Raw genomic sequence first — 14,717 nt, 5'->3', positions numbered from 1 at the left:
CCAATAATATTCGGTACTCAATCAATACAAATTATGAATTTTTTTCAAGCCGACATCCTTCATCCCGTCACTCAGCACGCACAATACCTCCACTTTCGCCGCCGTGCCAATTCGAATCGTCTTGACTTAATCACTAAGCTGAATCAACTGGCCGATCATTTATTTCAAAAACAAGCAGTCGTCGGTTTAGGCAATCAATTTTTGAATTTTCTCCAAGTCCAAATCGATGGCGCGAAAGATTTTCCTGACATTGCTTCAGCACCTATTCCCCAGCATCCAGAAAACTTCGATGTATGGATTTGGCTGAAGACTGACAATCCCAGTGCATTATTTGATCTTACCCGATCAACGAGCGAGCTATTGGAGGTCAATTTCGAATTGGTGAAATCTCTCCCAGCATTTCGCTATCAAGAGGGGCGCGATTTGACCGGCTACGAAGATGGGACTGAAAATCCAGAGAATGAGGCAGCAATACAGGCAGCATTTGTACAATGTGCAGGAAATCCTTTAGATGGCAGTAGTTTTGTCGCGATCCAACAATGGCAGCATAATTTTCATGCATTTGATGCCATGTCTACGCTTCAACAAAATCACATGATAGGGCGTCAAAAACACGACAACGCCGAACTCGACGATGCCCCAGAGAGCGCGCACGTCAAACGTACGGCTCAAGAAGATTTTACTCCGGAAGCATTTCTCTTACGCCGTTCTATGCCGTGGATGGAGCAAAATAAGGCTGGACTGTATTTCACTGCCTTCGGCCATTCTTTTTACGCTTTCGAAGCGCAATTACGTCGCATGTTGGGACTCGAAGATGGCATCGTTGATGCGCTCTTCCAGATCTCCACACCCATCATGAGTAGCTACTTCTGGTGCCCACCGACACGCGATGGGCACCTCAATTTTGACGCCCTGAGCACACTATCCAGCGCTAACCACCATGATTAGCAAGGCATTTCTGCTTTTTTACGCGAATAGAACCACCAAGTAATCACCATGCAACTCACGTAAAAACCAATAAACGTGTACAGCGCCATGTCTGGAGCGCCTGTGATTTTGATCGACGTACCGAAACCTTGTGGAATAAAGAATCCACCATAGGCACCGATTGCACCTGAAAATCCCAATACAGCGGCAGATTCTTTCGCGGCATCCAAGCGAGCCTGTTTGAGCGCAGCGTCGCCCTGGCCTGAACAAGCACGTTCCCTTTCCGTTTGAAAAATAATCGGGATCATACAAAAAGTCGAACCATTTCCTAGTCCTGTCAAAATAAACATGCCAATAAAGGAGATCAAGAAAACACTAAATTGATGTGCATGTAGCGCCGGCAAAATACCCAATGCGATGGTCGTCGCCATTGCTGCAAAAACCCAAAACGTGAGACGTGCGCCACCTAGTTTGTCCGACAAAATGCCACCAATGGGACGAGCCAAAGCCCCAGCCAATGGACCTAAAAAAGCAAACTTCGCCACATCAACTTCGGGAAATTGTGCCTTAATCAGCATAGCAAATGCAGCAGAAAAACCGATAAATGAACCAAAAGTGCCAATGTAGAGCCAACACATCAGCCAGTTATGCTTACGTCGAAAGATGATCGCTTGATCAGAAAATGAGGCCTTAGCGGACGCAATATCATTCATGCCAAACCAAGCCGCAACCGTTGCTGCCAAAATAAATGGCACCCAAATAAATCCCGCATTCGCCAACCAAAACATGACATCGGTATTATTTTTGACGTTATGGTATAAAAACCCATCGCCTGAAATTGCTGCACCAAAGACAGCGGATGAGATCACCATCGGCACCACGAACTGAACAACCGAAACGCCCAAATTACCAATCCCAGCGTTCATTCCCGTTGCGTAGCCTTTCTTTGATTTTGGGAAGAAAAAACTGATATTTGCCATACTCGAACTAAAATTGCCCCCACCCAAGCCGCACAAGAGTGCCAATATCAATAAGGTGGAATAATTTGTCGTCGGATCTTGTAGTGCAAAACCCATCCCGATCGCTGGAATTAATAAACTCGCGGTCGAAATCGCCGTGAATCGGCGCCCACCAAAAACTGGCACCAAGAAAGAGTAAAAAATGCGCAAGCTGGCACCTGACAGCGCCGGAAGTGCTGTCAAGAAAAATAGCTGATCTTTGGTAAATTTGAATCCAGCCTTGTCCAAATTGGCGGCAACGACACTCCAAAGCATCCAAACCGAAAATGCCAACATAAGGCAAGGAATCGATATCCACAAATTTCGGTTCGCGATACTACTCCCCTCTTTGCTCCAAAAATGCCCATCTTCGGGTTCCCATCTGCTCAAAACATGACTCATCTTGTTCTCCATAAATTAAACGCACGACAGCGGTGTCACAAGCTGACGTATTCAGGTTTCTATCGCTACCATGCCAAGATTAAGGAGTGCACACAAACTTGCCAATTATCCCGTTGGGATAATTCAGTGACGCAAATGGTGGGAAGGTCTTAGCCAAAAGAACTAGTCTAGGCAAAGTCTGAAATCAACGAGAGCAATTGAGAGGAACAAATATTGCTGCGCGGCAGGGAGCCGCGCAAGAGAAAAAATTAGTGAAGATAAACACGTCGACGAAACACTACGAAAGAGACGCATCAACACGCACTCTCTACAATGCAACCGCATTTCACTGGTTCTAGCGGAATACTATGCGTGTCTCAGCAAGCATTCGATCCTTGCAGTTGAACGGCAGAAATAGCCTGTTTCATCATCGAAAGATCAATCTCTGATTTTTCTTTTTGTGGTGATTCCACATGTCCATTCGGGTAATCTTGCAATGCGCGTAGGGAAGTAATCTGGATACGTGAAGCACTCACACGTATCAGCCCCAATTCACTTAGATGATGCAGCATGCGCGAAAAGGTCTCTGGTGTCAGGTTCAATAATGATGCAACGACATTTTTCTTCAATTCAAGTCGAATGTCCGTTCTATCTTGGGCGATGGCAACTTGCACCAAATAATCTACCACGCGTTGCATTGCATTATGTGACGACTGCCGTTCAACACTCCGAATAAACCCTAATAACCGAGCTGACAATCCCGTCATCATTTGCCTAGCAATGGAGGGCGATTGGTCCAGCAATTTGAAAATCGCATTCTTGGGTAAACGAAGAATCAAAGAATTTTCTAAGGCTTCTGCGTAGAAGGGATAGCTTTCATCGAGAAACATCATCGCTTCACCAAAACATTGTCCTGGGCGAATCAATTCAACAATCTTGTCGCTCCCATTGGAAGAAGGAATCACAAGTTTGATCAATCCGTATACGAGGATAAAACAGGCTTCTGCTTTGTCACCCTTTTGAAAAAGACTTAAGCCCTTATCCAATTCAAGTTTGGCAACTTCACGTTTCAATCCTTCTAACTCAAAAGGCGAAATATGCCGAAATAAGGCTTGATTCGTTAGCAATCCATCGAGATTAATTTTGCTCATATCGGCTCCCCAACTGTTGAAGTTCAGGTTGCAGTGTAGGGCTCTGATCAAAACATCTCTATACGCCATAAGGACTAGTTATCGCATGCAAATGTAGGGGGTCAACTTGCATTAACTGGCAAATGCGTTACCACCTACAAAAATTGCCAGTCACTTATCCATCCCATGTTCAACCGCATACACCGCGATTTGCACACGGCTAGTGAGATTTAATTTTTTTAAGATATTTTGTACATGAATTTTCACTGTGCTTTCCGCCACATCCAGATTCCGCGCGATTTCCTTGTTACTCTCTCCTCTTGCAAGACAAATCATGGTTTCACGTTCACGCGGTGTCAGCTTTTCTTTTTCTGGCGCAGTACTCGTATTATTTCCAGAACGGAATTGCATCACCAGCTTGGCCGTCATCGATTCCGCAATCACGGGCTCGCCCGCTGCAGCACGTCGAATTGCTTGGGTTAAATAGTCTGCTTCGATATTTTTTAATAAATAACCTCGAGCGCCATTCCGCAGGGCACTACTCAAGTCTTCAGCTTCTTCTGACACTGTTAGCATCAACACGGCTGTTTCAGGCAAATCTTCGATGATCAATTGCATCGCTTCCAAACCGGATAAGCCCGCCATATTGAGATCCATCAGGACGACATCGGGTTTCAGTTGCTTCGCGCGTTTGACTCCTTCTAATCCATCGGAGGCCTCTCCGACAATCTCAAATTCGGGATTTCGTTGCAACAGGAGACGAATCCCGCTGCGAAACAAAGTATGGTCATCAACCAGCAAAATACGAATTGTCATTACTTCACTTTCTGTTGTGGACTTCAAGAAAATTCATGTTGGATGTTTAGTCACAGTTTGTCACTTCTTACAGCAACTGCTTACATCGGGAATCCAAACCAACTAAGCTACCATCTTGTGAACACGAACATCAATAAATGGGCGCTCGCTATGCCACTTGACGCTCTTGACGCAGCAATTGTAGGCGGATACTTGTTCCTACCGTATTAAGGGTCGTGATTGTAAATTGTGCAGAGAGACGTTCGGCGCGCTCTCGCATGATACGCAATCCAACATGACCTTCACCTTTTTCGTGAATCGTATCTAGATCAAAGCCGATGCCATTATCGGTCACCGTCATCGAAAAATCGCGCCCATTTTCAATCAATACCTTGACCGTACTCGCCTGTGCATGTTTGCGCACATTTGATAAGGCTTCTTGCAAAATAAACAGAATTTGCAATTGTTGCTCTGGCGGCAAAGGTGCCCCATTCCCACTAAAATGTATGTCACTCTGTACACCAGATTGCCGTTGGAACTTGGCGACCACATTCCGCATTTCTGACTCAAGATTACTGTCTTGCAAGCGGGTCCGAAAATTCAATAATAATTCGCGCACATCCTCATAACTTTCTTGGACACCAGCGCGCAGCAAGGGGGCAATATCACGAATTTCGTCAGTATCGTTGCGCTTTAACGAGTCTTCTAACATTTGCACTTGCAAATTCAGGAAATTTAAACCTTGTGCAATGCTATCGTGCAAACCTTGCGCTAAGAGATTGCGTTCCTGTGATACAGCAAACTCTTTTTCCTTCGCAATTAATCGTTGATTCTCAATCGCGGAGCCTAAATTCTTGCCCAAGATTTCTAACAAGCGTCGCTCTTCGCTGCTGACAATACGTTCTTTCGCAAAATGTAATGAAAAGCTGCCGATAACCTGATCACGGGTGACGATTTGAAATACAGCAAGTGAGACGTAACCTTCTTCTTGGCAACGATACCGTTTTTGTTGATCAAGCAAGCGAAAATCTCGGACCAAAATAATTCCCTGCTGCGCGGCCGCACCGCATAAACAATCATCCTTCTTGATGCAATGCTCTTCTTCAATCATTTTCTCTGAAATGCCCTCATGCACAGTAATGTGCATGTTGTCGGTCAACGTATCGAGTATTCGCACGGTACCACCATCGGCCTCCATGCGGTGCATAATTCTATGGAGAAAACCGCGACACAGTTCTTCGATTGGATGCGGACCAGCCAAAAAGCCCGCGATCTCATATAAGGTACTCATCTCATGATTCTGCGCCTGTAACTTTGCGGTCTTTTCCAATACGCGCACTTCGAGTGTTCTATGTACACCTTGCACATGGTCCGCCATTTGATTGAATGCTTGAGCGAGAACTCCAAACTCATCTTCAGTCTCGATTGGTAAGCGTACACTGAGATCGTCCTTGGTCATACGCGCGATGCCTGTTTGCATGCGCGTTACTGGTCCAACGATCCAAAGGTACAACAAGTACAATAGGGCGACACTGGCCGCGAGCGACATAAAGATCAGTGCTGTTTGACAAAGGCGAAGCCACGTTGTTTTCTCCGCCAATTCAATTTCGACCAGACTCACTAACTGATTAATATCTTGAACAAAGCCGGGTAGATCCTGTTCATAAAGTGTGAGCGCCTGCCGACGCAATAAGGGATCCTTTTCGGCCAACACTTTCAATACTTGTTCTTGCACAGTGATTCGCCATGCATTTTGTACTTTTTTAGTTTGTTCGCGAATCAATGTCGTCTGTGGCAAAAATAGAGGACGTTTTGGATCCCCTGTCTGTAAATCGGCCAAAGTACGATTAAAGTCAAGCAACTCTTGCTGTACGATATTCGTAGGGCTGGTTTGCGCTAACATTGTCGCTAACCGATAAGAGCGCATTCGTAGACTTCCCGCTTCGTTAATCGCGGCTCCCCCGCCTTCTAATTGCCAAGACAAAAGTAAAGTGTAGCCAATCGCAGCGAGCGTTAATGCCAGACCGAGAATCGTCGTCAGTAAGATTCGAAAGGTTAATCGTTTGCCCATAGGCAAACTGGCTGAAGTAGAAATAGGCGATGTCGGCATGAGAATTTTTTATCTAGAAATAGCTGAACTCAGTTCATTTTGCAATGATCAAATTGTCTCTACCAATTCATGCTGCTGTGTTCCCACTAAAGGACATACCATCGGCAAAAAGCAATCACTGCGCTCTGAGTATGCCAGCAATGCACCGTTCGTCATATCAAAATACCAGCCGTGCAGTGCAAGTTCGCCGCGCTGCTCTCGTTCAGCCACCCATGGAAAGCTTCGCAAGTTATTTAATGACAAGATAATTGCCCCTAACTCACATGCGTGATTTTGCACCTCCACCGAGCAATCAACGAGTTGTGTCAAGATTCTTTGTTTCACAGGTTCGACGATACGCATCCAACGTCCGATAAAATCAATCTTTCGACTCGGCTGATAGCCCTGCATCAATGCCCGAATACCGCCACATTTTTCGTGGCCCATCACAATAATACGTTTGACGTTCAAAGCCTCGACTGCGAATTGTATGGCAGCACTAACCCCTTGTTGATTACCCGATTCATTACAAGGTGGAACAAGATTAGCAACATTGCGAATCACAAAAATATCGCCAGGATCACAATCAAGCAAAAGTGCAGGGTCAACTCGGGAATCGCAACAACCGATCAATAGGGTCGTTGGACTTTGGCCATTATTCAGCTTATTGTAAAGTGGTCTTTCGCCTGAAAAATACTTGCTTTGAAAGCGTTGAAAACCTTCTATAAATTGGTGAATATTTCGTACTTCCATCAAATTCTCCGAATCAAATGCGCTTATCCACCTGTTTGCGACATAAAACGGATAATCTTATGCTTATCAGTGTTAAATTCGTGCCGCTCAGGTTTCAGTTCTATTGCTTGACGAATCACCTGCTCCAAGTCTTGATCACTGATCCCCGCGCGCAATAGCGGCCTTAAGGGGACACTTTGCTCCTGCCCCAAACACATATACAGTGTGCCATCCACGCCCATTCTGAGGCGATTACAGCTTGCACAAAAATGCTGACTTAAAGGAGAAATAAATCCAAGCGTCGCGCGCCCATCTTGAGTTGTCCAGTAACGTGCAGGCCCGCCACCCAATTCCGCCGCAGCTGGACGCAAATTGAACTCTCGTACAAGCTCTTCTCGCAAACCAGCAAGATCGAGAAACTGGGCGTTTTGCCCCGTCACTCCCATCGGCATCGCTTCAATCAGGCGCAAAATAAATCCTTGCTCAAAGCAATATTCCGCCATCTTTAGCACCTCGTGATCGTTCACGCCTTTCATCACAACCATATTCAGTTTGATCGGTTGGAATCCCGCTTGCTTACCGGCCTGCAGTCCCGACATGATGCTATGAAAACTATCACGCCCAGTAATGTTTTGCATACATGCTCGATCTAAGGTGTCAAGACTGACGTTGATCCTTCTCACTCCCGCCTGAAACAGTGCCACCGCATGCTTTTGCAATTGCGTCGCGTTGGTCGACAAGGAAATATCATGAATCTGCGTATGCTGCCCCAATCTAGCCACAAGACTTGGAAGATCACGACGCAGCAAAGGTTCTCCCCCGGTCAACCGAATACGCGTCACGCCCATGCGTCCAAAAGCCGCAACAACCCGATCGATCTCATCAAAAGTGAGCCAATTTTCTGGTTCCTCGAATCCTTTAAAACCTTTGGGTATGCAATAACTGCAACGTAGATCACATCGATCAGTCACCGATACGCGCAGATAACTGAGCGTGCGGCCAAAGCGATCAATCAGCTTGGGAGGCGTAGTTTCTCTGGTCGACATAATTGATAGTTGATTCTCCATACTATTCAGTGTCAATGATTTCCGCCCCCAATACAATTCGCCGGCAAGCTAATTTTCTCTAGTTCTTTTGGGGGATGAAATTTGTCCCGGATCAAGAAACGTGAGCAGAATATCGATGAAAAAATATCAAAATTGGCATCATCACAACGAACCATTTCGATTTTTTCTCAAATGCATACCGCTCCGCAGATTTCCGTTGCCCTCCCTAAGGAAACTTGCTACGCTGAAACATTCGTATTGAGGGTTCTTGTGCTAAGAAACGCGATTAGCACTCGCCCACATGCCTTTTCAGCTTGACTTGAATCGTTTCGCATGAACCAACTTAAAAAAGCAGCGCTCTGTTTTTTTCTTTTTTGTATGCTCCCTTGGGCGAACGCTCTCGCGCGAGAGCAAGAGCGTCCTCTGCCCTTAGCAATCCAATTGGATCGCACCTCGTTTGATTTAAACGGCCATTGGCAAATATTCGAAGATAAAAGCGCAACAATCGGAATTGAGCAGATTCTCAACGAAGTCAATGCGCACAAGTTTGCGAAGTTGAAAGGTAATTTGTCAGCTTCATACACGGACTCGGTATATTGGTTGAAACTTTCAATCCAAAGACCGAAGAATACGAGCCTTGCTGACTGGTGGTTAGAAATTACACCCAATATGCTTGATGACGTGCGCGCCTACCAAGTGAGTCAAGGACGAATAATCAGTACGCATCAATCGGGCGACCACCAAAAACCTAGCGATGCAGAAACAAAACATCGACTCGCTGTATTCCGATTTCAATTTCATGACCAAGAGATTCATACAATCTATCTGCGCCTACAAACGACCAGCGCAATGTACCTCAGCGCAAAGCTCTTCACGCCGCAGTCCTTCGCTGAAGCGAGCAACCGCGAATCCAATTTGATGGGGATTTACTATGGGATTATGCTAGCGATGATCGCTTACAATCTCATACTCACATGGAGCTATCGAGATAAAGCGATCGTTCTTTACCTTCTGTTTTCCTGCGTCACTTTATTGGTTTCTGCGAACAACAATGGACACTTAGCATTATATTTTCCAAGCACTAGTCCGTGGTTAATTGAGACCATCCAAAGTCTTGCCGTCGCAACCCTGCTATTTTTCTACTCACTCTTTGTGACTCACTTTCTCCGCCTGAATAAAAGTATGCCTCTGATGGCAGATGTTTTCACTTTCATTCAAGTGTTCGCTCTAGCAGCGATTATTGGTGTGCTATTCGGCTTAAACGCGAAGATAGCCTCAATGGTACAAATCGTCGCATTTATTCAAATGCTCTTGGTGCTGCCGATTGGTATTTCCATCGGTTGGCGTGGATTTCGTCCTGGCTACATCGTGGTCGCCGCTACGACCGCGTGGATCGCTGGCGGCGTTCTGATTATTTTCCGCAACTTAGGAATCATTGAAAGTACGTGGATTACCGAGTTCGGTTACCAAATCGGATCAGCCATTGAAATCATCTTGCTCGCACTTGCCCAGGCCGATCGAATCAATTACATCAAGAATGAAAACGCGTTGACTCAAGAAAAATTATTGTCGATTTCAAAGCATGCCGAACAAGAACTAGAATTAAAAATCCAGACGCGAACCAATGAATTAGCCGAAGCGGTACAGCGCCTAGAAAAACTAGATCAGCAAAAAAATGAATTCCTCGGGATTGCGGCACACGACTTAAAAAACCCCTTAACGGGAATCATCGGATTAAGCGACTTGATGCGTAAACTCGAGAACAATATCTCGCCCGAACAGCGCTACAGCTATTTAGAACGCATCAGTCGTAGCGGGCAACGCATGATGCATATCATTACCAATCTATTAGACGTCAATGCCTTGGAATCGGGCAATACAAAACTCGTCAAACAAAAAGTTAATTTAAATGAGCTGAGTCATCAAGTTCTGATGCAATATGAACACACCATGCGCGCCAAAGATATTCGGCATTCGTTTTCCTATGCGGATAGCGATCCATTTTCCAACCCATCTACTTACTTTGTGCTGGCCGATCCGAATGCCAGTTTCCAAGTCTTAGATAATTTAATTTCCAACGCCATTAAATATTCCCCGATCGGCAAACAAATCTATATTGAGTTGCATACCGACGAACACTTCGCTACGGTCTCCATACAAGACCAAGGGCCTGGATTATCCGAGCATGATCAGCAGCGCCTGTTTGAAAAATTTACTAAATTGTCTAGTACACCGACTGCGGGCGAGCATTCCAGCGGACTCGGGCTCTCGATAGTGAAAAAACTCACCGAGGCCATGGGGGGAAATGTTCGTTGTAAAAGTCAATTGGGAGAGGGGTGTTGCTTTAGCGTTAGCTTACCCTTAGCTTAGGCACGCGCCCCTCACCACACGATATCCCGATGAAGTTCATACAGAAAGATTTCTGCAATTTGTCATTGCTTCCGATATCTACATCGAATCCCGCTTGTTCTCACAAAAACTAGGCTTCCTCGTCGTTTTGCTTTCTCATCGGTGCCACGAATGGAATCTGTATTGTAAATCGGGTTCCTCTTCCGACCTCACTCTCGACTTGAATACTTCCACCAAGAACCGAGTGCACGATGTTATAAACAATATGCAAACCCAAGCCGCTACCACCAGTGCCTAATTTCGTTGTAAAAAAGGGCTCGAAAATACGTTCAATATTGTCTCGAGCAATACCAGCACCATTGTCTTCAACGACCAATGAAACCGTCTTCAGATCGATTGGATTGGCACGAATTTGTATCTTTCCTTGAGGATGCTCGTTGAGACCATGTATCATCGCATTGAGAATCAAATTGTTCAGCACCTGCCCCAGTGATCCTGGATAACTATCAAGATTCAAACCCGAAGCCACGTCGAGCACTATCTCATGTCCTTCGCGTTTACTGCGATTTGACAATGTTAGCGCGACTTCTTCGCAAAAGTACCGAAGATCAAATTCACGTCGTTTATCTGAGGTCTGATCGACAGCAATCTGTTTAAAACTGCTCACAAGGTTCGCCGCACTCGATAAGCTACGAACCATTAGATCGGAAGACTCCACCGAGCTCAGGCAATAATTTTCCAAGTCTGATCGCTTTATTTGATTCTGCTTCACTTGACTCATGAACTGTTGACTCAGTTCTTGCATCGTACTCGCCATCAATAAGCTATTTCCGATCGGTGTATTGAGCTCGTGCGCTACGCCAGCAACGAGTGAACCGAGGGCCGCTAATTTTTCTTGTTCAACCAATTTGGATTGGGTGATTTTCAAACGGCGATAGGCGTCGGCATTATCAAGCGCAACACCTGTATAGGCTGCTAGCGTTCGCAAGATATTCAAATCATTCAAGCCGAATACGTTCTTTTCAACACTCAATGCGCCAATCAAGCCCATGACACGACCATTCATCAGTATCGGTACATAGATGCCTGAACGAGAATTTTCACTCACAGTGCCATCGACTAATTTTACGTCCGACTCACCCGTTCGACCTGCGATCACCTGATCCAATTTACGACTATCATGTTCGATCTCGTTGATAATTAATTCTTGTGCGGTTAAGACACATCGCGTAGAAGGCTGCTCCAATGCATCAAGGCTGCGTTCATACGGCTGTATTACTTGATCACCTTGAATCGTATAGTCAAACGCAATGCTACGCTTGTCCCAATCAACAATACCAACACCAAAAGTCGATGCAGGGATCATCGTTTTAATGTTGGCATAAAGCGTATCAAGGATTTGCTGACGTTCTAGGGAGGATGTCATTTTTAAGCCTATTTCGCTCAATCTTCCAATATCGTTGCGCGCTTGTTCAGCAATCTCCCTTTGCGCGATTGCCAACTTTTTCTGTTCAAGCACTTCTTGTGTTTGACTCTTGATTTGCTGCTCTAAGTAGACTTGATTCGCTCTCACCGACGCCAATCTACGGTGGTATGCGTAGCGCAATCCCAACAGAACAACCATGATCCACATGCCATACCACCACCAGGTTCGCCAAAAAGGTGGCAACACCACAAGTTCCAAGATTTCAGTGCCTTCGCTCCAAACGCCATCTGGGTTCGCCGCTTTTGCGACGAGGTGATAGGTTCCTGCATCTAGATTAGTGTAGGTCGCAATACTTCGATCAGATTGACCATAGATCCAATCTTGATCATAGCCAGCCAATTTCCAGGCATAGCGAAGATGCGTTTTGTTATAAAAATGGAGTGCCGCGAGTTCAAAACTCACCATGGACTGTTGATGGTTCAGCTGGACTCGCTTTGCTGCACTCAACGGCCCTGTCACACCAATGCTAGCTAAATCATCGTTTGCGCCTGAACGACTTGCTGTGCCGTTTGGGCTCGGTACTCGTTGGGTCTTGGCAAGTGCATCTTTCGAACTCCATATCGAGAGCGATTTATTGAACAGTAAAATATCACTCAACACGACACGTGGTGGAATTGGATTCTCCCAAATAGCTTCTGGGTGAAAATAAACTAATCCGACGCCACCAAAAAGTAATGCACCGTCCCGCGCGCGCGTCGCTGAGGCAAAATTGAATGCCCCTTCAAATCGTCCAAATGCTGGGAAATTTCGCGCCCGATTGAGAGCAGGTTCGAGCCGCATCAAGCCGCGTTCACTACTCATCCAAATTTCCCCATTCTCAGCATCTTGCATTGCCTCGATCACGTCATCTGGCAAGGCAGGGCTAGGTTTCCATAGGACGTATTCCCATTCCATTGTTTGCTGCGGATTTAATGTTGGTTTCACTTCGACCAGTCCCGCTAGTATCGTCGCCGCCCAAATACGACCATGCTGGTCTTGACGCAAACTAGTAATACCCATTTTTTCGGATGCCGCAAAATGATGACTTGGGTGTCGAATCATTTGAAAATCTTGGGTCGTAGGATGAAACCGATACAACGCTCCTTTCGTCCCAACCCATAAGGTTTGCTCGCGATCAATTAATAGACTATCGACAGCATCGTCTTGTAGCCAATTCTCACGTTGATCTTGTGGTCGCGTATCCGTTCGGAAAATTGTCACCTTTCCTGCCGAGTTGATTTGATATAGACCATTCGAAGTCCCTACCCATACAAGACCTTCTCTAGCTTTCACTATCGCCGTGATACGTGCGCCGACAGGAAAATTCTTTTCTAGCTCAATCTCGCGACTACGTTGTGTCTTAGGATCAAAAATCTGCAAGCGCTCGCCACCAATCCACAATTGTTTTTGTTCATCCAACATCAACGCTCGGATATATTCAACCCCAACCACTTGTTTTGGAATCCGTTGCGTATCGCCAGAAGGTAAATGCAATCGATTTAAGCCTCCACCTAAAGTACCAATCCAAGCGTACTCATCACTATCCGCCAAAACCGCTGTTACCAAGCGTTGCGACAAGCTACGCGGATCCCCAGGAATACTCAAATAGGTCGTAAAGCCTCGTCCTTTCAGGTCGACCAAATTTGCACCATAGTCACTGGTTCCTATCCAAAGTCCACCACTTGCATCCAGCATCAATGCAGTCAAATTATCGCCACTTAAACTACTACTTACAGAGGGCAGATTGACAAATCTTTCTAAAGTATTTTTATCGGATTTCCAACGTAACAGTCCTTGATCATTCCCCATCGCAAGCCAGATTGACTTTTCATGGTCTTGTAAAATTGCCGCAACCGTTGCACTAGGTACTTTCAACTGTAATGGAAGTGCGACACTTCTCGGTGCGGTGTTCTTGACGTTCCACAAGGTTAATCCGCCAGTCAAACCAACCCACAATTGACCTTGATCATCTAAAGCTAAACTTCGGACCAATCGTTGAGTCGGATTTTGCTGCAAATTGGGCTCAGCCTCCGCCGCTTTAAATTGAGATAACAATTGTCCATCTCGTCCCAAATGAACGACCCATTGTCCTTGCCCAAACCAAATTCCGCCTTGAGGATCAGCAATGATGGATCGCGCTTCACCACTCAAATAGGAATCGAATTCGGACTGAGAGCGCCAACGAGTAAATGATGCCGCTGTGATATTGAATCGGAGTAACCCAGCGCCGCTGGCTATCCACAGGGCATCCGTACCGTCTTGCACGATCCCGTAGACGACCATTTCCTTCGCTGTGAAACTTGCTGGCATCGCGATACGACGTATCGTATCCGTTTTGAGATCCAAGACATCAATGCCACGTCGGGTTCCGATCCAAAGCCGCTGTTGCGAGTCTTCAAATAAACTAAAAATTCTATCGTGGCTAATCGTTCCAGCGTTTCCCGGTACATGGGAATACAGACGAATATGCCGACCATCATAACGTGTCAGCCCGTTCGATGTTCCGAGCCAAACAAATCCATTGCGAGTTTGGTAGATACTCAGAATACCGGTGCTTGGCAAACCTTGGTCAATACTGAAATGATCAAAACGAAGACGATGCAAAGCACCAGCAGAGGCAGGAGTTAGAGTTTGAAAAAGACTGAGAATAAAAATGGCAAGCCAAAACAAGCGATGCAAGATGAATGACGCTGTCTTCATTCGAAAATATTGCGCAAAACCAGAATGGTAATCAGCACAAGTCCGCAAGGCTAGCACTCCTCTTTTTGTCACAAAATTGGGCAATTTCTTGCCACTGCAAAACTA

The 14,717-nt window shown here is 45.8% G+C and carries 9 protein-coding genes; 2 read left to right on the top strand and 7 right to left on the bottom strand.

Annotation, left to right across the window (positions count from 1 at the left end; translation table 11 throughout):
* Positions 1-33 precede the first annotated feature (33 nt).
* On the top strand, positions 34-948 hold the full coding sequence (locus KDM90_RS14540) for a Dyp-type peroxidase (protein ID WP_212676344.1): 915 nt from the start codon (positions 34-36) through the stop codon (positions 946-948).
* On the opposite strand, the gene KDM90_RS14535 is transcribed toward KDM90_RS14540, so the two are convergent.
* The 6 genes from KDM90_RS14535 to moaA all read right to left on the bottom strand — a co-directional run bounded on the left by KDM90_RS14535 (position 945) and on the right by moaA (position 8,119).
* Complete coding sequence (locus tag KDM90_RS14535) at positions 945-2,327, bottom strand: NarK family nitrate/nitrite MFS transporter (RefSeq protein WP_212676343.1); 1,383 nt, start codon at positions 2,325-2,327, stop codon at positions 945-947. The genes KDM90_RS14540 and KDM90_RS14535 overlap by 4 nt on opposite strands.
* Positions 2,328-2,683: 356 nt before the next feature.
* Positions 2,684-3,457, bottom strand: coding sequence for a Crp/Fnr family transcriptional regulator (locus KDM90_RS14530; protein WP_212676342.1), 774 nt, complete (start codon positions 3,455-3,457; stop codon positions 2,684-2,686).
* Positions 3,458-3,607: 150 nt separating this feature from the next.
* Entirely contained in the window at positions 3,608-4,252 is a 645-nt protein-coding gene (locus KDM90_RS14525; protein WP_212676341.1) for a response regulator, read from the bottom strand.
* A gap of 148 nt (positions 4,253-4,400) precedes the next feature.
* Positions 4,401-6,341 (bottom strand): type IV pili methyl-accepting chemotaxis transducer N-terminal domain-containing protein, encoded by a 1,941-nt coding sequence (locus tag KDM90_RS14520; RefSeq protein WP_212676340.1) that lies wholly within the window; start codon positions 6,339-6,341, stop codon positions 4,401-4,403.
* Positions 6,342-6,389: 48 nt separating this feature from the next.
* Complete coding sequence (locus KDM90_RS14515) at positions 6,390-7,073, bottom strand: carbonic anhydrase (protein ID WP_212676339.1); 684 nt, start codon at positions 7,071-7,073, stop codon at positions 6,390-6,392.
* Positions 7,074-7,096: 23 nt separating this feature from the next.
* The gene (gene moaA / locus KDM90_RS14510) at positions 7,097-8,119 is read right to left on the bottom strand and encodes a GTP 3',8-cyclase MoaA (protein ID WP_230409822.1); all 1,023 of its coding nucleotides are present in this window, start codon (positions 8,117-8,119) and stop codon (positions 7,097-7,099) included.
* Positions 8,120-8,431: 312 nt separating this feature from the next.
* Between moaA and KDM90_RS14505 the strand changes: the two genes are divergently transcribed.
* Positions 8,432-10,468: a sensor histidine kinase gene (locus KDM90_RS14505; protein WP_212676338.1), complete on the top strand. Its 2,037-nt coding sequence runs from the start codon at positions 8,432-8,434 to the stop codon at positions 10,466-10,468.
* 109 nt (positions 10,469-10,577) lie between these two features.
* Here the strand turns inward: KDM90_RS14505 and KDM90_RS14500 are convergent, their stop codons facing one another.
* On the bottom strand, positions 10,578-14,684 hold the full coding sequence (locus tag KDM90_RS14500; RefSeq protein ID WP_212676337.1) for a two-component regulator propeller domain-containing protein: 4,107 nt from the start codon (positions 14,682-14,684) through the stop codon (positions 10,578-10,580).
* Between the last annotated feature and the right edge of the window lie 33 nt (positions 14,685-14,717).

Origin of the sequence: Affinundibacterium fentianense (assembly GCF_018139545.1) — a bacterium.
Taxonomy (GTDB): domain Bacteria; phylum Pseudomonadota; class Gammaproteobacteria; order Burkholderiales; family Burkholderiaceae_D; genus Undibacterium; species Undibacterium fentianense.
The sequence above is the reverse complement of the archived record's forward strand: the minus strand, read 5'-3'. Positions and strand labels throughout refer to the sequence as shown.

Coding starts and splice junctions, on each gene's coding strand:
- KDM90_RS14540 (WP_212676344.1), top strand. CDS start 34: ATGAATTTTTTTCAAGCCGACATCCTTCATCCCGTCACTCAGCACGCA.
- KDM90_RS14535 (WP_212676343.1), bottom strand. CDS start 2,327: ATGAGTCATGTTTTGAGCAGATGGGAACCCGAAGATGGGCATTTTTGG.
- KDM90_RS14530 (WP_212676342.1), bottom strand. CDS start 3,457: ATGAGCAAAATTAATCTCGATGGATTGCTAACGAATCAAGCCTTATTT.
- KDM90_RS14525 (WP_212676341.1), bottom strand. CDS start 4,252: ATGACAATTCGTATTTTGCTGGTTGATGACCATACTTTGTTTCGCAGC.
- KDM90_RS14520 (WP_212676340.1), bottom strand. CDS start 6,341: ATGCCGACATCGCCTATTTCTACTTCAGCCAGTTTGCCTATGGGCAAA.
- KDM90_RS14515 (WP_212676339.1), bottom strand. CDS start 7,073: ATGGAAGTACGAAATATTCACCAATTTATAGAAGGTTTTCAACGCTTT.
- moaA (WP_230409822.1), bottom strand. CDS start 8,119: ATGGAGAATCAACTATCAATTATGTCGACCAGAGAAACTACGCCTCCC.
- KDM90_RS14505 (WP_212676338.1), top strand. CDS start 8,432: ATGAACCAACTTAAAAAAGCAGCGCTCTGTTTTTTTCTTTTTTGTATG.